The sequence below is a fragment of the Streptomyces sp. NPDC059443 genome, assembly GCF_042750105.1.
Lineage (GTDB): Bacteria > Actinomycetota > Actinomycetes > Streptomycetales > Streptomycetaceae > Streptomyces.
This window is the reverse complement of record NZ_JBHYVM010000029.1, coordinates 97,795-114,936: the sequence shown is the minus strand read 5'-3', so window position 1 is coordinate 114,936 and position 17,142 is coordinate 97,795. Positions and strand designations below refer to the sequence as shown.

Here is a 17,142-nt window from a genome sequence, read left to right as displayed (position 1 = left end):
ATCCTGGATGTTCGGGATCGCGCCGTCGGAGTTCACCCGCCGGATCCTGTGGACGTGGCAGGTTCGTTCAAGCGCCGGCGGGGCCCCCGGCCGCACACCCGGGCGCACTGGCACATGTTCCGCCTCGCGGTCCGTTCCCGGGACCGGGCCGAGGCCGCGGGGCAGGTGGTACGGATCCTGGTGGCGGGGGTCGGATCAGCCTCCGGGCGCGTGCCGTACGGCAATACAGGACGCACGAGCGCGGGTCTGTTCACGCGGATGCCGCTCCCGCAGGACCTTCGCGTCCTGCTGGGCCGCACGGATCTGCCGGGCGAGGCGGCGCTCGCGCGCGGCCCAGTAGAGGGCGGGACCCGCTAGGAGGGCGGCGACGGCGAGGACGACGAGGAAGTCGAGGAGCGTGTTCATGACTCCACTCTCGCCGGGGCGGCGAAACCCGAACAGTGGCAGGACTGTCATGAAAGATGGAATTACTGCCACACTGGAGCCATGAAGACCTCCTCGCTGAACAACGTGGCCGTGGCCGTGCTGAACGGGGTCGCCCCCTTCGAGATGGGCATCTTCTGCGAGGTCTTCGGGATCGACCGCAGCGCGATGGGACTGCCCACCTACGACTTCGCCGTGTGCGCGATCGAGGACAATCCGCTCACCGTCGGCGACGGCCACTACGGCCTCGTCCTCCCCCACGGACCCGAGCGGCTGGAGGAGGCGGACCTGATCTGCCTGCCCGCCGACCGCGAGGCCCCCACCCGCGACTATCCGGAACCCTTCCTGGAGTCCCTGCGCCGGGCCGTGGACCGCGGCGCGCGCCTGCTGAGCGTGTGCAGCGGCGCCTTCATGCTGGGCGCGGCCGGGCTGCTCGACGACCGGCGCTGCACCACCCACTGGATGCACGCCCCGGCCCTGGCCCGCCGCTTCCCCCGGGCGCTGGTGGACCCGGACGTGCTCTACGTGGACGAGGGCCCGGTGATCACCTCGGCGGGCACCGCCTCCGGGATCGACGCGTGCCTGCACCTCGTACGGCAGGAACAGGGCGCGGAGGTGGCCAACACCATCGCCCGGCGCATGGTCGTACCGCCGCACCGGGACGGCGGGCAGGCCCAGTTCATCCAGCGGCCGCTGCCGCGCACCTCCTGCGACACGGTCGGCGAGGTGATCGGCTGGATGGCCCGCCACCTGGACGAGGAGATCACCGTCGAGCAGCTCGCGGAGCGCGCGCACATGTCACCGCGCACCTTCGCCCGCCGCTTCCTCCAGGAGACCGGGACCACCCCGTACCAGTGGGTGCTGCGCCAGCGGGTACTGCTGGCGCAGGAGCTGCTGGAGTCCACGGACGACACGGTCGACGCGATCGCGGGCCGATGCGGCTTCGGCAACGCGGCCGCGCTGCGCCACCACTTCCTGCGGACCCTGGGCACCACCCCGAACGCCTTCCGGCGCGCGTTCCGGGGCCCGCAGGCGGTCGCTTAGACGACTGCTCAGGCGTTCGGGACGACCTCGTAGCGCGGGGTGCCCTCTTCCATCTGCTTCAGGGCGTCCTTGCGGTCCCGCTTCGAGAGCCGGTCGATGTACAGGTACCCGTACAGGTGGTCGGTCTCGTGCTGGAGGCAGCGCGCGAAGTAGCCGGTGCCGCGCACCTTGATGGGGTTGCCCTGCGCGTCCTGGCCGGTGACCTCGGCGTAGTCCGGGCGGGCCAGCGAGGCGTACGCGGTCGGGACCGACAGGCAGCCCTCGTTCGAGTCGTCCAGGACCCGCGCGGCGGCCGGCAGCTCGACCAGCTTCGGGTTGATCACCACGCCCGTGTGGCGGTTGCCGTCGTCGTCCGGGCAGTCGTAGACGAAGACCTTGGCGTCCACGCCGATCTGGTTCGCGGCCAGGCCCACGCCCTCGGCGGCCTTCTGGCTGGCGAACATGTCGTCGATCAGCTGCGCCAGCTCCTCGCCGAACTCGGTGACGTCCTTGCACTCCCGGTGCAGGACCGGGTTGCCGACCACCGTGATCGGACGGGCCGTGCCGCGCTCGCGGTGGGCGAGCTCGCGCGCCTCACAGTCCTCGGTGTCCACGACGTACCCGTCGTTTTCGACCTCGACCTCGACAACGTCGTTCTCCTGCTGCGCCATGTCCGCCGTACGCCTTCCGTAAGTCCACCAAGTGCCGGTACAGCCTACGGCCCCCCGTCAGCAGACTTCTTCGAGATCCCGCCACTCACGGGAGTCCGGGCTGTCCGCGACCCATCCGTCGAGCAGGCCGCGGACCAGGCCGGCCGGGGCCGCAATGCCGCACTCTCGCTCGGGGACCCACAGGGATCCGTGCCCGGCCGTGCGGTGTCCCAGCGGGCCCGGGTGGCCCGGTTCGCTGTGGTCGTGCGGGTCCAGGTGCTCGCCGTCGCCCTCGCCGCTCGGCATCGCGCTCTCCGAGCAGGTGCGGCACAGCAGCCGCACCGACGAGGACCAGTCCTCGGCGGCGAAGCCGGCGTCGGAGGCCAGCTGCTCCAGGGCGTTGCGGTCGGCCTCGGTGGCCGCCTCCAGCAGCACCACCCAGGTGGGCACCGGGGAGGGCGCCCACAGCTCGATCTCGTCGAAGACGGGGTACGAGGGCCCGGCCGCGGTGACGCGCTCGCCGTGCGGGACCCCGTCGTGCAGGACGACCTCGCCCCAGCGCCGCCCCGAGGAGGGCAGCGGGATCGACAGGACCTCCATGCGGGCCGGATCCAGCCTGCGGCCCCAGACCACCTCGGCCTCGCCCTCGGGCGACAGCCGTACGGCGGCGCTGCCGAGCTCCATGCCGACCGGTTCGCCGTTGGCGTGGCCTCCGCCGCCGCCCGCGCCGTGCGGGTCCCCCGGCACCTTCAGCCCGTACGCCTGCCAGGCGCGGCGGGCCAGCGGCCAGTCCTGGAGCGCGGTGGCGGCGATGCCCACGTTCCACCAGTCCGGGGCTCCGGTCTCCCGGTCGAGCAGGGCCACGGCGCGCAGCCCGGCGGCCCGCGCCTGTTCCCAGTCGTGGCGGAACTTGTGGAGCAACGCCAGGTTGAACCAGGACTCCGAAAGCCAGGGCTCCAGGTCCGCGGCCCTGGTCAGGAGCGCGCCCGCGTCCTCGTACCGCCCGTCGCCGATCAGCGTGAACGCGCGGTCGGTGGCCTGCCGCCACGAGGCGGAGGGCCTATGCCGTACCTTCCCGAAGATCCTCACGATTCCCGCCTGCCGGTCCGACGATGCAAAACTGCGGACACCCTTACTGGCATCCAACCATGCCCACTCGGACGGCCGCTCATTACCCATGGGTTACCCAGGCGGGACGGGTCCGACTCTGGCACGTCCGCCCCGGGCGAGCACCCTGGCCAGACACTCGACGACCTCTGGCTGATAGTCGTGCCCGGTGCCCAGCCGGAGCCGCTCCAGGACCGCCAGTGAGCCGCCCGGGTGACGGGCCCCGCCGACCAGATCGTCGTACGCGTTGACCGTGCGTACGATCCGGGCGGCGACGGGCTGCTCCCGGTACGGGTCCGCCTGCCGCTCCACGACGACGGCGACCTCGGCGGGGACCCCCGTCTGCCGGGCCACCTCTCCGCCCAGCCCGGCGATCCGGCGTGCCTCGGTGGTGGGCAGCTCGGCGGTGGCCCCGTCCGGGACCGGGTCGACCAGGGAGAGCTGCCCGATGTCGTGCATCAGGGCGGCGTACTCCAGCACCGTGAGCTCCCGCTCCGTGAGCCCCAGCTCCCGGCCCACGGCGCAGCTGAGCGCGGCGACCCGGCGGGCGTGGCCGGGCCGGGTGTAGCCGGCGATCTCGGTGGCGCGGGCGAGGGAGGTGATGGTCTGGCGGTAGGTGGTGCGGATCGCGGTGATCCGGTGGAAGGACATCTGCGTCAGCAGCAGCGGCACGCTGAAGACGGGCACCGCCCACAGGCCCGCCACGGCGACGCCGAGGGCCATGACCACCCCGGTGGCACAGATCGCCGAGCCTATGCCGAGCTGCGCGCGCAGCTCGTCGCGGAGCAGCGGGCCGTAGGGCCAGCCGGTGCGGGCCCCGGAGAGGACGGCGGCGAGGACGGCGTCGCAGAGGGCCGTGAGACCGAGCAGGAAGAGCAGGAAGAGGACCAGGTACGGGCCCTGCCCGACCGTGTCCTCCAGCCGGCCGGAGTTGTAGAGCGGCTGGAAGCAGACGGCGGCGAAGGTGACGGTGAGGACCCGGCGGGCCAGGTGGTCGAGGGCGGGGCCGCTGCCCCGGGCGATGTGCGGGACGATCCCGACGAGCGCGGCGGCGACCACGACGGCGACGATCTGCAGGACCCCGTGGTGGGTGGGCTGCCCGGCGTTCTGCCCGAGCAGGGCGTACGCGAGCGCCCCTGCGGAGCCGAGCGGCGCGGGTTGCTGCCGGGCGTCGCCGCCGCGGTCGCGGCGGGCGAGCTCGCCGATGGTGATCAGGGTGCCGAAGGCGAGGGCGATGCCCGGTTCGACGAGGCCGTTCCACAGGGTGTGCCCGAGTGCGGCCGCGGTCAGCAGCCCGGCGGCCCCCCGTACGGCCCAGACGGCCCAGCCCCTCACGCGGTCGCTCCCGCCGCGGGGGCGGACGGGGAACCCCCGCCGTCGGCGGCGCCGTCCGCGCCGCGGCCCGGCCGGCCCTGCGGCGAGGCCGCTCCGACCTGGGTGGGGAGCCCCGCGAGCACGGGACCCGCGGCAGCGCTCGTACCCGGACTCGGACTCTTACCCGGACTCGTACTCGTATCCGCGTCGGCGTCCGCGCCCGGGACCGTAACCGGGACCGCAGACGCACCCGCACCCGCACCCGGCCCTGGACTACCCGCCGGGATCACCTGGAGGTCCTCGTCCGAGGTCACCACCGGGTGCCAGCCCTGCCGTCCGATCGCGTCGCCCAGCGCCCGGACCATGTCGGGGTCGAACTGCGCCCCGGCGCACCGTTCGAGCTCGGCCAGCGCGACGGGCACGGGCCGGGCCCGGCTGTACGACCGGGTCGAGGTCATCGCGTCGAACGCGTCGGCCACCGCCACCACCCGTGCCAGCACCGGGATCTGTTCCCCGGTCAGTCCGTAGGGGTAGCCGGATCCGTCCACCCGCTCGTGGTGGTGCAGGATCGCCGACCGGGCCTCGCCCAGGAAGCCGATGCCGCGCACCATCTCGTGTCCGTACTCGGGGTGCAGTTCGATGATGCGGCGTTCCTCGGGGGTCAGCGGTCCGTCCTTGCGCAGGAGCCGGGTGGGGACTCCGAGTTTGCCCACGTCGTGCAGGATCCCGGCGATCCGGACGACTTCGAGGCGTTCCTCGCCCATGCCCAGCTCGCGGGCGATCATCGCGGAGGCCTGGCCCACCCGCTCGCTGTGGCCGCGCGTGTAGCGGTCCTTGATGTCCACGGCCTGGACCAGTGCCCGGATGGTGGCCTGGTGGGCGGCTCGCTCGCGGTGGTACTGGGCGAAGACCCAGCAGGAGATGTACATCGGCAGCAGCACGAGCAGCGCGGCCGGGAGCCCGTAGGGGCTGCGCCACATGACGGCCATCATCAGCCCGGCGAGGCCGTGCACGCAGTGCGGGGCGAGGGAGCGGGTGAGCAGTCCGCGCCAGGCGGCCCGGGCCGACCGGCGTTCGGCGGCGGCCAGGATGCCGCCGTCGAGGGCGGTGAGCACCAGGCAGAAGGCGACGGCCGCGGCGGCGGCCGGGAGCATCACGTAGGGGAAGTCGGCGACCCAGGCGGCGGGGCCGTCACCGCCCGGCGGCCCGGTGGCGCCGACGGAGCCGCCGGCCAGCGCCTCGACCCCGCCCAGCAGCCCGTACGTCCATCCGGCGATCCAGGCGGCTATCGCCTGCTGCGCCGCGTGCCACGTGCGCCGCACCCAGGCGGGCCGCTGCATCACGGTCCCGGCGAGCCCGCCGGGAATTGCGACGAGCGCGGCGGCGGCGGGCGGCAGCAGGAACACGGCGGCCAGCACCACGGGGAAGAAGGAGCCGAGCCCCTCGGGCACCCGGTGGCCCAGGAACGGGCAGACCTTGACGAGTTCGCAGCCGAGGTAGAGCAGGGCGAGGAGGGCCACGGAGGGCCACGGGGTGCCGGAATCGGCGAGGGCCGGGGCCGCGCACCCGGCGGCGGCGAGGACCGCGCACACGATGTAGGCGCGCGCCATCGGCGGAAGTACCCGCATGGCGCTCTCCTCCCCCTGAGCCGTGCAAGTCAGGTACTGAATCAAACCAGTACCGAAAGGGGAGAATAAGTGGGGCCGGGAGCGAGCTGGGCCACATTTTCGCATTGTGCCATGCGGACGCCCCCGGATTACCACCTTCGGGTGAAGGAAGTGCCCTTCCGGGGGCGGCTGTTCAAGATCGTTCAATCAGGTACTTCTTAGCGGGAAAGCGAGCGATCGACGATCGGACGTTCCGTCGATCACGTGTTCGCGCGTCCCGATTTCAGCCCGCCGCGGATCCCGGCATCGGCTCGGAGACGGTCGGTGCGACCGTGATGTCGTGATCCGGCACTGCCTGCCCCGAACGGATCAGTTCGATCCGCCCCATCACCTTCGACCGCAGGTCGCTCGGCACGTCGTCGGACCCGCAGCAGCGCTTCACCAGCTTCTTCACGGCCTGCTCCAGGCCGTACTTCTCCAGGCAGGGATTGCACTCGCCGAAGTGCGTCTCGAACTTCGTGCAGTCGCTGTCCGGCATCTCGTGGTCCAGGAACTCATAAAGGTGGTCCAGGACCTCAGAGCAGTCCGTCTCGTGCGGATCTCCGCAGCTCATGAGCCCGAGCCTTTCAGGTCGTTCGACTCTCCCGCGCCGGCCGGGACGAGCCCGCGCTCACGGGCATAGTCCTCCAGCATTCCGCGGAGTTGACGGCGGCCACGATGCAGTCGCGACATGACCGTACCGATGGGTGTACCCATGATGTCCGCGATCTCCTTGTACGCAAAGCCCTCTACGTCGGCGAGATAGACCGCGATGCGGAACTCCTCCGGAATGGCCTGGAGCGCTTCCTTCACATCCGAATCGGGCAGGTGGTCGAGCGCCTGCGACTCGGCTGAACGCAGCCCCGTCGACATGTGCGACTCGGCGCGCGCGAGCTGCCAGTCCTCGATCTCCTCCGCCGCACTGCGCTGGGGTTCGCGCTGCTTCTTGCGGTAGGAGTTGATGAAGGTGTTGGTCAGAATGCGATACAGCCACGCCTTCAGGTTGGTGCCCTCGCGGAACTGGTGGAACGACGCGTATGCCTTCGCGTACGTCTCCTGGACCAGGTCCTCGGCGTCGGCCGGGTTGCGCGTCATGCGCAGCGCGGCCGAGTACATCTGGTCGAGGTAGCCGAGGGCGTCCCTCTCGAAGCGCGCGTTGCGCTCCAGGGTCGTTTCCTCCGCGTGGCCTTCGTCGGTCCCGGCGACAGGACCCACCTCCTCCGACTGCGTGGCGACTCCGAAAGCGGACCCGCTCGAATCGGAGAATAGTCGACCATCCCGGTCTCCCGCCGAACGAAGCTTGCCGCGCTTGGGTGCGGGCAGCACTGTCCAGTCCAGGTCAGCGGCCTGCGGACGGTTGTGGCTGATGACCTGGGTCATGCGCTTCCTCTCCTCCGACGTCTTGCCGTACGTACCGACACCCCGGTCAACAGAAGGTCCGTGCGGCACATTCCCCGAGGGGAGCCGGTTTCGGGCCAGGTCACGCCTGAATCCGGCCCAGCCACTCCGCCACCGCCCCGGTGATGACCTCCAGGGCCTCCTCCTGCGTCAGGTCCGCCTTCTTCGGCACGGCGAAACCGTGGTCGCCGAAGGCCACTTCCACCAGCTCGTACGGGGCTTCGCGCGCGCCCCGCCCCGGGAACTCCCCGGGACGCCCGAAGGGATCGTGGCCGCCCTGGATCACCAGGGTCGCCGGCCCGGCGCCCAGCAGCTCCGCGGCCCGGGACTTCTCCGGCCGGCCCGGCGGGTGCAGCGGGAAGGCCAGCGCCAGCACCCCGGCCGCGCCCAGCTCGGCGGCGGTCCGGCAGGCCACCCGGGCTCCGGCGCTGCGTCCGCCGGCGACCACGGGCAGCCCCGGCTTCGCGAGGGCGGGCCACAGGGCGCGCCAGCCCTCGTCCAGCACCTTGGGCGCGGCTGCGATCCTCTTCCCGGCGACCCGCCAGGGCTGTTCCACCAGCGCCACGGTGATCCCCAGGGCGGGCAGGGCGGCGGCCAGGGCCTGGAGGTCCCGGGCCTCGATGCCCCCGCCGGCCCCGTGCCCGAGGGCGAGCACCAGGCGGGCCTTGCGCGCCGGGGCCGGGTGCCAGGTGATGCGGGCCTCGCCCGCCGGGGTGTCGACGCTCTCGGTACGCGTGCTCATGGGCCCATCCTGCCCGGCGGGGGGCCCCGGGGACCGCTCGCGCGGGCGTGTCAGAACAGCGTGCTCTCCTCGGGCGCGGCCAGCTCGTCCAGCAGCTCGGGCCCGTTGTTGCGGACGTTGCTCACGGCCGTGGACACCGGATAGGCGCGCATCAGCCCGCCGGGCGGCGGTGCGAGCAGGCCCTGAAGCTCGTCGGGGTCGGTCCGGGCCGGGTCCAGCCAGGCGTCCCACCGGTCCGGGGTGAGCATCAGCGGCATCCGGGGGTGGATGTCGGAGAGCGAGCGCGGTCCCTCGGCCGGGGCGACGGCGAGGGGTCCCGTCTCGGCCTCCGTGGTGATCACCGAGCAGGTGGCCCACCAGGCGAGCGGGTGCTCGTCGGGCAGGGTCCGGTCGCGCCAGAACTCGTAGATCCCGGCCATGGCGAAGACGGAGCCGTCGGCGGGCAGGACGAAGTAGGGCTGCTTGCGCGCCCGCTTCTTCTTGCCCTCGACCTCCAGCTGCCGCTCGTCGTGGGCGGTGACCCACTCGTAGTAGCCGTCGGCCGGGATGACGCAGCGGCGCTGCGCGAAGGCGCGGCGGAAGGAAGGCTTCTCGGCGATCGTCTCGGACCGGGCGTTGATCATCCGGGCCGCCCCGTCGGGGTTCTGGGCCCAGGACGGGACGAGTCCCCATTTCAGGACCCTCAGCTGGCGAACCGGACGCGGGCTCGGAGCGTCTTTCAGTGGACGGTCGAGGATCACGTGGACCTCTTTCGTCGGGGCCACGTTCCAGTCGGCGGCCAGCGCCTCCTCGGGCTCCCACCGCTCCACCCCGAAGACCTCCACCAGGTCCTCGGGCCTACGACTCGCTGCATACCGTCCGCACATGGCTGCCACACTGCCATGGCACCCGATAGCCACCGCAAGGAGTCCGCCACCTCATGTACAGCAGCGCGACGGCCGGACTCTGGGACCGGCTCACAGGCATACAGACCGCGCCCGGCCAGTGGCTGGTGATCGCGACGGGTCTGGTGGCCCTGGCCGCCGTGGGACCGCGCCCGCTGTGGCGGCTGTCGCGCAACGCGATCACCATCGCGCACGAGGGCGGCCACGGGCTGCTCGCCCTGCTGACCGGGCGGCGCCTGGACGGGATCCGGCTGCACTCGGACACCAGCGGGGTCACCGTCAGCCGGGGCAAGCCCACCGGCGTCGGCATGATCCTCACCGCCGCCGCCGGGTACACGGCCCCCTCCCTGCTCGGCCTCGGCGGGGCGGCGCTGCTCTCCGCGCACCGGATCACGCTGCTGCTGTGGGCGGCGACCGCCCTGCTGGCGGCGATGCTGGTGATGATCCGGAACGCGTACGGGCTGCTGACCGTGGTGCTGACGGGCGCCACCTTCGTCCTGGTCTCCTGGCTGGCTCCGGCCGACGTACAGGCGGTCTTCGCCTACGGCGTGGTCTGGTTCCTGCTGCTGGGCGGGGTCCGGCCGGTCTTCGAGCTGGGGGCGAAGCGGAGGCACGGCGGGGCGCCCGACTCGGACGCCGACCAGCTGGGCCGGCTCACCCATCTGCACCCGGTGGTGTGGCTGCTGCTCTTCCACGTGGTCGCGCTGTGCTCGCTCACCGGCGGCGGCCGCTGGCTGCTGGCGCTCTGACCGATCGCGAGGCGATCCCGAGCCGATCGCGCACCCGGGTCGGCCGCCGGGTCCGTCCGCCCCGCGAGACGGCCCCGCGATCAAGATCTGGGGCCGTGGGAAGCCACTAAAGTGGGGGCATGACCGAGACCCCCGCGCTCCACGCCCTCTGGCCCGCCCCGACCGCCGACTCAGCCGTCCGGGCCACGGTCACCGTGCCCGGGTCCAAGTCGGTCACCAACCGCGCCCTCGTCCTCGCCGCGCTCGCCGCCGAGCCGGGCTGGGTCCGCCGCCCGCTGCGCTCGCGCGACTCCCAGCTGATGGCCGACTCGCTGCGCGCGCTGGGCGTGGGCATCGAGGAGACCGTCTCCTCCAGCTCCTCCGGCGAGGGCGACAGCGGCGAGGCCTGGAGGATCATCCCGGCCGCCCTGCACGGTCCGGCCACCGTGGACGTCGGCAACGCGGGCACGGTCATGCGCTTCCTGCCGCCCGTCGCCACCCTCGCCACCGGCGACATCCGCTTCGACGGCGACCCGCGCTCCTACGAGCGCCCCCTCGGCCAGGTCATCACGGCGCTGCGCACGCTCGGCGCCCGCATCGACGACGACGGCCGCGGCGCGCTGCCGCTGACCGTCCAGGGCGGTGGGGCCCTGGAGGGCGGCACCGTCGAGATCGACGCGAGCAACTCCTCGCAGTTCGTCTCCGCGCTGCTGCTCTCCGCCCCGCGCTTCAACCAGGGCGTCGAGGTCCGGCACGTGGGTACGAACCTGCCGTCCATGCCGCACATCCGGATGACGGTGGAGATGCTGCGCGCGGCGGGCGTCCAGGTGGACACCCCCGAGTCCGGCGGCGAGAAGGACGTCTGGCGGGTGGCCCCCGGCGCCCTGCTCGGCCGCGACCTGATCGTGGAACCCGACCTCTCCAACGCCCAGCCGTTCCTGGCGGCGGCCCTCATCACGGGCGGTACGGTCACCATCCGGGACTGGCCGCGCCGCACCACGCAGCCCGGTGACGCGCTGCGCCGGATCTTCACCGAGATGGGCGGCTCCTGCGAGCTGACCGACGCGGGCCTGGTCTTCACCGGCACCGGCAAGATCCACGGCATCGACGTGGACCTGAGCGAGGTCGGCGAGCTGACCCCGGGCATCGCGGCGGTCGCCGCGCTGGCCGACTCGGAGTCGGTGCTGCGCGGAGTCGCGCACCTGCGGCTGCACGAGACGGACCGGCTGGCGGCGCTCACCAAGGAGATCAACGGGCTGGGCGGCGAGGTCACGGAGACCGAGGACGGTCTGCGGATCCGGCCGCGCCCGCTGCACGGCGGCACGTTCCACACGTACGACGACCACCGGATGGCCACCGCGGGCGCGATCATCGGCCTGGCGGTGGAGGGCGTGCTCATCGAGAACGTGGCGACGACCGCGAAGACCCTGCCGGACTTCCCGAAGATGTGGGCCGACATGCTCGGCCAGGAACCTTCGGGAGCGGGAGCGTAGGGCCCGCCATGCGCAGGTACGGCAAGCACACCGACGAGGACGACATCCGCCAGCGGCCCAACCCCAAGGGCAACCGGCCCCGTACGACCATCCGCCCGAAGCACGAGGACGCGGCCGAGGGCTTCGTCCTGACCGTCGACCGGGGCCGGCTCACCTGCCTGGTCGAGGACCGCCCGGTGCACGCCATGAAGGCCCGCGAGCTGGGCCGCAAGGCGGCGGTGGTCGGCGACCGGGTCTGGATCGTCGGTGACCTGTCCGGCAAGAAGGACACCCTGGCCCGCATCGTGCGGATCGAGGAGCGCAAGTCCGTCCTGCGGCGCACGGCCGACGACGACGACCCGTACGAGCGCGTGGTCGTCGCCAACGCCGACCAGCTGGCCATCGTCACGGCGCTGGCCGATCCGGAGCCGCGGCCCCGGATGATCGACCGCTGCCTGGTGGCCGCGTACGACGCCGGGCTGGAGCCGCTGCTGGTGCTCACCAAGTCCGACCTGACCTCGGCCGACAAGATCCTGGAGATCTACTCGACCTTCGGCCTGAAGTACGTGGTCACCAACCGCGACGAGCTGGCGACGGGCGGCGCGGCCGACCGGGTGCGCGAGCACCTCAACGGCCGGATCACCGCCTTCGTGGGCCATTCGGGCGTGGGCAAGACCACGCTGGTGAACTCGCTGGTCGCCGAGGGCCGCCAGCGCGCCACCGGAGTGGTCAACTCGGTGACCGGCCGGGGCCGGCACACCACCACCTCGGCGCTGGCGCTGCCGCTGCCGGGCGGCGACGGCTGGGTCATCGACACCCCGGGCGTGCGCTCGTTCGGCCTGCACCATGTGGACCCGTCCCGGGTGATCCTGGCCTTCCCGGAGCTGGTGCCGGGTACGGAGGGGTGCCCGCGCGCGTGCAGCCACGACGAGCCGGACTGCGCGCTCGACAAGTGGGTGGAGGACGGCCACGCGGACCCGGCACGGCTGTACTCGCTGCGGCGGCTGCTCCAGACGCGCGAGCGGCGCGAGGGCGACTGATCGGCCCGGCGGGGTTTGCGGTGCGACATATCCGGTCAATGCATAATCGCACCGAGTGGCGCGGCGGCCGAGGCCGCGGACGTGTCACGTGACGCGGGGAGGCATGCGCCATGGCGTGGCTGTTGGTCGTGGTCGCCGGAATCCTGGAAACGGGCTTCGCGGTCTGCCTCAAGCTGTCGCACGGATTCACCCGGCTGTGGCCGACCATCGCCTTCGCGTGCTTCGCGCTCGGCAGCTTCGGTCTGCTGACGCTGGCCCTGAAGAAGCTGGACGTGGGCCCGGCCTACGCGGTGTGGACGGGCATCGGGGCCGCCGGGACCGCGATCTACGGCATGGTCTTCCTCGGCGACCTGGTCTCCACCCTCAAACTCGTCTCGATCTCGCTGGTCGTCCTCGGCGTCATCGGCCTTCAGCTGTCGGGGTCGAGCCACTGAACAGCCCCAGCAGTTCGGCGGAGCCCGGACCCTGCGGTTCGGCCGGGGCGACCAGGTAGGACATCGCGAGCCGGACGGCCAGTTCGCAGCGCTGCGCCCAGTCCCCCTCCGCCGGGGCGAAGGCGGCGCCGGCCCGTTCGCGCACGGAGCGGAGCAGTTCGGCGGGCCCGAGGGCCGGCAGCCCAGGCCGGACTCCGCGGCCGGCCGGCACGGGTAAGTTCCCGTTCCAGCACCCCGTGAGCAGGGCCCGTACGAGGGGACGCGCGTGGGACGCCCGTACGGTCCACTCCGCGACCTCCGCGAGACGTGCGGCGCAGCCGCCCCGGGAGGCCAGGGCCCGGTCCACCCCGTCGAGGTACCAGGCGGCGTCGCGCCGGACCAGGGCGTGGCCCAGGCCCGTCTTGCCCGCGAACTCGTTGTAGAGGGTCTGCCGGGAGACTCCGGCGACGGCCGCCACGTCGACCATCCGCACGGCCGGCCAGGGGCGTGCCGAGAGCGCCGCTCCCGCCGCTTCCAGCAAGGACTCCCGGGCCGTCGGCACCATTGCCTCCACCTATGACATCCCCTACGACTTCCCTACGACATCCCCTTCGACATCTCCGTCAGAGTTGACGGACCGACAGGTCCTGTCAAGGGTGCCCGTGGACGCCCCGGCGGTTCCCGTGGACGCCGCTCGCCCGGTTCCGGCGGCCTCGGTACTGTTCGGGCATGCCCGAGTATGACGATGACCTGCGCCTTGCCCTCGAACTCGCCGACGCGGCGGACGCCGCCACGATGGAGCGGTTCCGCGCCCTCGACCTGAAGGTCGAGACGAAGCCCGACATGACCCCGGTGAGCGAGGCCGACACCGCCACCGAGGAGGTCATCCGCGCCGGGATCGCGGCCGCGCGGCCCTCCGACGCGATCCTGGGCGAGGAGTACGGCCTCAAGGGCGAGGGCCCGCGCCGCTGGGTCGTGGATCCGATCGACGGGACGAAGAACTACGTGCGCGGGGTCCCGGTCTGGGCCACGCTGATCTCCCTCATGGAGGAGGGCGCCGACGGGGTGTTCCGTCCCGTCGTCGGCGTGGTGTCCGCGCCGGCGCTGGGCCGCCGCTGGTGGGCGGCGCGCGGCCTGGGCGCGTACGCGGGGGGCGCGCTGGGCCAGACCACCGCGCTCGGCGTCTCGAAGGTGGCCACCCTGGGTGACGCGTCCTTCGCCTACTCCTCGCTGACCGGCTGGGAGGAGCAGGGGCGGCTCCCCGGCTTCCTGGACCTGACCCGCGCGTGCTGGCGTACGCGGGGCTACGGCGATTTCTGGCCGTACATGATGGTCGCCGAGGGCTCGCTCGACCTGTGCGCCGAGCCGGAGCTGAACCTGTGGGACATGGCGGCCCTGGCGGTCGTGGTCGAGGAGGCCGGCGGCCGCTTCACCGGCCTGGACGGTGTGGACGGCGTACACGGCGGGAACGCGGCGGCCTCGAACGGGCTGCTGCACGAGGAAATGCTGGACCTGCTGCGCCCGCGCGCCTGATTCCGCACCCGACGCTCGCCGAGCGCGCCCTCTTGATGACACTCCGTGTCCATGGGAATCTGGGACTCCTCCGCTTGTGCGCTTGTGAAGGCCTTCTCTAAGTGCGGGCTTCCACGGCGCACCCCACCCAAGCGGAGGGACTCACCAGGAGGTGGCTCTCTTCATGTTCGTCCGTGACGCCATGAGTACCGTGATCCTCACCCTCGGACCCACTCACACCCTCCGTCAGGCGGCCTGCCTGATGTCCGGCCGGCGCGTAGGCGCGGCCGTGGTCCTCGACCCCGAACACAGCGGCATCGGCATCCTGACCGAGCGCGACATCCTCAACTCACTCGGCGCGGGACACGATCCCGACCGGGAGTCCGTGGGTGCGCACACCACCAACAACGTGGTGTTCTGCACCCCGGACGCCAGCGTGCAGGAAGCCGCCGAGGCGATGGCGCACGGCGGCTTCCGGCATCTGATCGTGCTGGAGCACGGCGGCCCCGTGGGCATCGTGTCCGTGCGCGACGTCATCCGCTGCTGGGCGCCGGCCCGGCGCAGCACCGTACCCGTCTAGAAGGCCAACGGCCGACGGGCCGGCACCCCCCATCGGGGGCACCGGCCCGTCGGCCTGCTACGACAAGCGGTCCCGACTAGCCGCGGAGGGCCTGGACCGCGGCGTCCAGACGCTTGCCGAAGTCGCCGTCCGCCTGGCGGAAGTTGTTGATCGCGCGCTCGACGATGTCGTCGCGGGAGACCTTGGCGATGAAGCCGGAGAGGTTCTCGATCAGACGGGTCTTCTCGTCCTCCGAGTACAGGCGGTAGAGGTTGCCCGCCTGGACGAAGTCCGTGTCCTCGGAGTGCGAGGGCGCGGCGTGGTTGCCCGTGCCGCCGGTGACGGCGGAGGAGACCCACAGCGGACGGTCCGTCTGGTGCGGGCCGCCGAAGCTGTTGGGCTCGTAGTTCTTGGAGCCCGCGTGGCGGCCGTCGTACAGGTAGCCGTCACGGGAGTTGGTGCGCGCCTCGGTGGCGTGCGGACGGTTCACCGGCAGGTGGTCGGCGTTGATGCCGACGCGGTAGCGGTGGGCGTCGCCGTAGCCGAAGAGACGGCCCTGGAGCATCTTGTCCGGGGACGGACCGATGCCGGGGACGAAGTGCGCCGGGGAGAAGATCGACTGCTCGACCTCGGCGAAGACGTTCTCCGGGTTGCGGTTGAGCTCCAGCTTGCCGATCTCGATCGGCGGGTAGTCCTCGTGCGGCCACACCTTGGTGAGGTCGAACGGGTTGAAGCGGTACTCGGCCGCCTCGGCCGCCGGCATGATCTGGACCTGGACGGTCCAGGACGGGAACTCGCCGCGCTCGATGGACTCGCGCAGGTCGCGCTGGTGCGAGTCGGGGTCCTCACCGGCGAGCTGGTTGGCCTCGGCCTGGGTGAGGTTCTTGATGCCCTGGTCGGTCTTGAAGTGGTACTTGACCCAGAAGACCTCGCCGGCCTCGTTGTTCCACTGGAACGTGTGCGAGCCGTAGCCGTTCATGTGGCGGTAGGACGCCGGGATGCCGCGGTCGCCGAACAGCCAGGTCACCTGGTGGGTGGACTCGGGCGACAGACCCCAGAAGTCCCAGACGTTGTCCGCCTCCTGCGAGCCCGTGTACGGGTCGCGCTTCTGGGTGTGGATGAAGTCGGGGAACTTGATGGCGTCCTTGATGAAGAACACCGGGGTGTTGTTGCCGACGAGGTCGTAGTTGCCCTCTTCGGTGTAGAACTTCAGCGCCCAGCCGCGGGGGTCGCGCACGGCGTCGGCGCTGCCGAGGTTGCCCGCGACGGTGGAGAAGCGCAGGAAGGTCTCGGTCTCCTTGCCGACCTCGGACAGGAACTTCGCCCGGGTCCACTGCGAGACGTCGCGCGTGAGCGTGAAGGTGCCGTAGGCACCGGCGCCGCGGGCGTGCACGACGCGCTCCGGGATGCGCTCACGGTTGAAGTGCGCGAGCTTCTCCAGCAGCAGCTGGTCCTGGACCAGAACGGGTCCGCCGATCCCGGCGGTCTCGCTGTTCTGGTTGTCAGCGACCGGAGCCCCTGCTTCCGTGGTGAGCGGTCCCTGCGTGGTCACGTGCGCCTCCTGCGTGAATTTGCTGCAAATCCTGTCCTGGTCCCTACCGTAAACGATCCTACGATGGACTTTGTCTAAGTCAAGTAAGCATCCAAGTCCGCACCCGTTCGGGAGTTACACCGATTCCCCTCGCTGTTAGGCTGGTGTCCATGAGTGACCTGCTGGAACGACTTCGCGGACGCGGATGGCGCATGACCGCTCAGCGGCGTGTCGTCGCCGAGGTGCTCGACGGTGACCACGTTCACCTGACGGCCGACGAGGTACACGCGCGCGCGGTGGCCAGGCTGCCGGAGATCTCCCGCGCCACCGTCTACAACACCCTGGGCGAGCTCGTGACCCTCGGCGAGGTCCTGGAGGTTTCCACGGACCGGCGCGCCAAGCGGTACGACCCGAACGCCCACCGGCCCCACCAGCACCTGGTGTGCGCCCAGTGCGGCGCGATCCGCGACGTCCACCCGGCGGGCAATCCGCTGGCCGACCTGCCGGACACGGAGCGCTTCGGCTTCGTCGTGTCGGCGGTCGAGGTGACGTACCGCGGGGTCTGCCCGTCCTGCGCGGGGGCGTAACGAAGAGGGAGAGGCCCGGGGCTCGATGAGCCCCGGGCCTCTCCGTTTTGCCTCCGGAAACGACTGAAGGCCCGGATCCAGGGGCTGTGGCAGATACACAACTGACGCTGCCG

General features: G+C 71.8%; 19 protein-coding genes. 9 read left to right on the top strand and 10 right to left on the bottom strand.

Annotated elements, in window-relative coordinates:
* Positions 1–114: 114 nt before the first annotated feature.
* Entirely contained in the window at positions 115–357 is a 243-nt protein-coding gene (locus tag ACFXDJ_RS25915) for a DUF3703 domain-containing protein (protein ID WP_384653748.1), read from the top strand.
* Between the two features lie 129 nt (positions 358–486).
* A complete protein-coding gene (locus ACFXDJ_RS25910) occupies positions 487–1,467 on the top strand; it encodes a helix-turn-helix domain-containing protein (protein WP_384653716.1) in 981 nt (326 codons plus the stop codon).
* Between the two features lie 8 nt (positions 1,468–1,475).
* Here the strand turns inward: ACFXDJ_RS25910 and def are convergent, their stop codons facing one another.
* From def to ACFXDJ_RS25870, 8 genes are all read right to left on the bottom strand, one after another.
* Positions 1,476–2,117 (bottom strand): peptide deformylase, encoded by a 642-nt coding sequence (gene def, locus ACFXDJ_RS25905; protein ID WP_384653718.1) that lies wholly within the window; start codon positions 2,115–2,117, stop codon positions 1,476–1,478.
* A 57-nt stretch (positions 2,118–2,174) separates the two neighbouring features.
* Positions 2,175–3,185, bottom strand: a complete 1,011-nt coding sequence (locus tag ACFXDJ_RS25900) for a tetratricopeptide repeat protein (RefSeq protein WP_384850382.1) — start codon at positions 3,183–3,185, stop codon at positions 2,175–2,177.
* A gap of 93 nt (positions 3,186–3,278) precedes the next feature.
* Entirely contained in the window at positions 3,279–4,538 is a 1,260-nt protein-coding gene (locus tag ACFXDJ_RS25895) for an HD-GYP domain-containing protein (RefSeq protein ID WP_384653722.1), read from the bottom strand.
* Positions 4,535–6,145 (bottom strand): HD-GYP domain-containing protein, encoded by a 1,611-nt coding sequence (locus ACFXDJ_RS25890; RefSeq protein ID WP_384653724.1) that lies wholly within the window; start codon positions 6,143–6,145, stop codon positions 4,535–4,537. The genes ACFXDJ_RS25895 and ACFXDJ_RS25890 overlap by 4 nt, the downstream gene beginning before the upstream one ends.
* 262 nt (positions 6,146–6,407) lie before the next feature.
* A complete protein-coding gene (gene rsrA / locus ACFXDJ_RS25885; protein WP_384653726.1) occupies positions 6,408–6,737 on the bottom strand; it encodes a mycothiol system anti-sigma-R factor in 330 nt (109 codons plus the stop codon).
* Positions 6,734–7,378: a sigma-70 family RNA polymerase sigma factor gene (locus ACFXDJ_RS25880; RefSeq protein ID WP_243628689.1), complete on the bottom strand. Its 645-nt coding sequence runs from the start codon at positions 7,376–7,378 to the stop codon at positions 6,734–6,736. Before ACFXDJ_RS25880 ends, rsrA begins: the two co-directional genes overlap by 4 nt.
* Positions 7,379–7,643: 265 nt before the next feature.
* Positions 7,644–8,303 (bottom strand): alpha/beta family hydrolase, encoded by a 660-nt coding sequence (locus ACFXDJ_RS25875; protein ID WP_384653728.1) that lies wholly within the window; start codon positions 8,301–8,303, stop codon positions 7,644–7,646.
* 50 nt (positions 8,304–8,353) lie between these two features.
* On the bottom strand, positions 8,354–9,169 hold the full coding sequence (locus ACFXDJ_RS25870; protein ID WP_384653730.1) for an SOS response-associated peptidase: 816 nt from the start codon (positions 9,167–9,169) through the stop codon (positions 8,354–8,356).
* 53 nt (positions 9,170–9,222) lie between these two features.
* Here ACFXDJ_RS25870 and ACFXDJ_RS25865 point away from each other — a divergent pair, with 53 nt between their 5' ends.
* The 4 genes from ACFXDJ_RS25865 to ACFXDJ_RS25850 all read left to right on the top strand — a co-directional run bounded on the left by ACFXDJ_RS25865 (position 9,223) and on the right by ACFXDJ_RS25850 (position 12,861).
* Complete coding sequence (locus ACFXDJ_RS25865; RefSeq protein WP_384653732.1) at positions 9,223–9,936, top strand: M50 family metallopeptidase; 714 nt, start codon at positions 9,223–9,225, stop codon at positions 9,934–9,936.
* A 119-nt stretch (positions 9,937–10,055) separates the two neighbouring features.
* The gene (gene aroA / locus ACFXDJ_RS25860) at positions 10,056–11,408 is read left to right on the top strand and encodes a 3-phosphoshikimate 1-carboxyvinyltransferase (protein WP_384653734.1); all 1,353 of its coding nucleotides are present in this window, start codon (positions 10,056–10,058) and stop codon (positions 11,406–11,408) included.
* A gap of 8 nt (positions 11,409–11,416) precedes the next feature.
* Entirely contained in the window at positions 11,417–12,427 is a 1,011-nt protein-coding gene (gene rsgA, locus ACFXDJ_RS25855; RefSeq protein ID WP_384653736.1) for a ribosome small subunit-dependent GTPase A, read from the top strand.
* A gap of 110 nt (positions 12,428–12,537) precedes the next feature.
* On the top strand, positions 12,538–12,861 hold the full coding sequence (locus ACFXDJ_RS25850; protein WP_384653738.1) for a DMT family transporter: 324 nt from the start codon (positions 12,538–12,540) through the stop codon (positions 12,859–12,861).
* Here ACFXDJ_RS25850 and ACFXDJ_RS25845 read toward each other — a convergent pair.
* Positions 12,827–13,405 (bottom strand): TetR/AcrR family transcriptional regulator, encoded by a 579-nt coding sequence (locus tag ACFXDJ_RS25845; RefSeq protein ID WP_384653740.1) that lies wholly within the window; start codon positions 13,403–13,405, stop codon positions 12,827–12,829. The genes ACFXDJ_RS25850 and ACFXDJ_RS25845 overlap by 35 nt on opposite strands.
* Positions 13,406–13,569: 164 nt before the next feature.
* Here ACFXDJ_RS25845 and hisN point away from each other — a divergent pair, with 164 nt between their 5' ends.
* Both hisN and ACFXDJ_RS25835 read left to right on the top strand, forming a co-directional pair.
* Positions 13,570–14,373, top strand: coding sequence for a histidinol-phosphatase (gene hisN, locus ACFXDJ_RS25840; protein WP_384653742.1), 804 nt, complete (start codon positions 13,570–13,572; stop codon positions 14,371–14,373).
* A gap of 163 nt (positions 14,374–14,536) precedes the next feature.
* Positions 14,537–14,932: a cyclic nucleotide-binding/CBS domain-containing protein gene (locus ACFXDJ_RS25835; RefSeq protein ID WP_384653744.1), complete on the top strand. Its 396-nt coding sequence runs from the start codon at positions 14,537–14,539 to the stop codon at positions 14,930–14,932.
* Positions 14,933–15,008: 76 nt separating this feature from the next.
* Here ACFXDJ_RS25835 and ACFXDJ_RS25830 read toward each other — a convergent pair whose 3' ends face one another.
* On the bottom strand, positions 15,009–16,493 hold the full coding sequence (locus ACFXDJ_RS25830; RefSeq protein ID WP_384653750.1) for a catalase: 1,485 nt from the start codon (positions 16,491–16,493) through the stop codon (positions 15,009–15,011).
* A 119-nt stretch (positions 16,494–16,612) separates the two neighbouring features.
* Between ACFXDJ_RS25830 and ACFXDJ_RS25825 the strand changes: the two genes are divergently transcribed.
* Entirely contained in the window at positions 16,613–17,029 is a 417-nt protein-coding gene (locus ACFXDJ_RS25825; protein WP_384653746.1) for a Fur family transcriptional regulator, read from the top strand.
* Positions 17,030–17,142 lie beyond the last annotated feature (113 nt).

Bases quoted from the DNA above. Each gene is read 5' to 3' on its own strand.
- ACFXDJ_RS25915 (WP_384653748.1), top strand. From the start codon at position 115: ATGTTCCGCCTCGCGGTCCGTTCCCGGGACCGGGCCGAGGCCGCGGGG.
- ACFXDJ_RS25910 (WP_384653716.1), top strand. From the start codon at position 487: ATGAAGACCTCCTCGCTGAACAACGTGGCCGTGGCCGTGCTGAACGGG.
- def (WP_384653718.1), bottom strand. From the start codon at position 2,117: ATGGCGCAGCAGGAGAACGACGTTGTCGAGGTCGAGGTCGAAAACGAC.
- ACFXDJ_RS25890 (WP_384653724.1), bottom strand. From the start codon at position 6,145: ATGCGGGTACTTCCGCCGATGGCGCGCGCCTACATCGTGTGCGCGGTC.
- rsrA (WP_384653726.1), bottom strand. From the start codon at position 6,737: ATGAGCTGCGGAGATCCGCACGAGACGGACTGCTCTGAGGTCCTGGAC.
- ACFXDJ_RS25875 (WP_384653728.1), bottom strand. From the start codon at position 8,303: ATGAGCACGCGTACCGAGAGCGTCGACACCCCGGCGGGCGAGGCCCGC.
- ACFXDJ_RS25870 (WP_384653730.1), bottom strand. From the start codon at position 9,169: ATGTGCGGACGGTATGCAGCGAGTCGTAGGCCCGAGGACCTGGTGGAG.
- ACFXDJ_RS25865 (WP_384653732.1), top strand. From the start codon at position 9,223: ATGTACAGCAGCGCGACGGCCGGACTCTGGGACCGGCTCACAGGCATA.
- aroA (WP_384653734.1), top strand. From the start codon at position 10,056: ATGACCGAGACCCCCGCGCTCCACGCCCTCTGGCCCGCCCCGACCGCC.
- rsgA (WP_384653736.1), top strand. From the start codon at position 11,417: ATGCGCAGGTACGGCAAGCACACCGACGAGGACGACATCCGCCAGCGG.
- ACFXDJ_RS25850 (WP_384653738.1), top strand. From the start codon at position 12,538: ATGGCGTGGCTGTTGGTCGTGGTCGCCGGAATCCTGGAAACGGGCTTC.
- ACFXDJ_RS25845 (WP_384653740.1), bottom strand. From the start codon at position 13,405: ATGGTGCCGACGGCCCGGGAGTCCTTGCTGGAAGCGGCGGGAGCGGCG.
- hisN (WP_384653742.1), top strand. From the start codon at position 13,570: ATGCCCGAGTATGACGATGACCTGCGCCTTGCCCTCGAACTCGCCGAC.
- ACFXDJ_RS25835 (WP_384653744.1), top strand. From the start codon at position 14,537: ATGTTCGTCCGTGACGCCATGAGTACCGTGATCCTCACCCTCGGACCC.
- ACFXDJ_RS25825 (WP_384653746.1), top strand. From the start codon at position 16,613: ATGAGTGACCTGCTGGAACGACTTCGCGGACGCGGATGGCGCATGACC.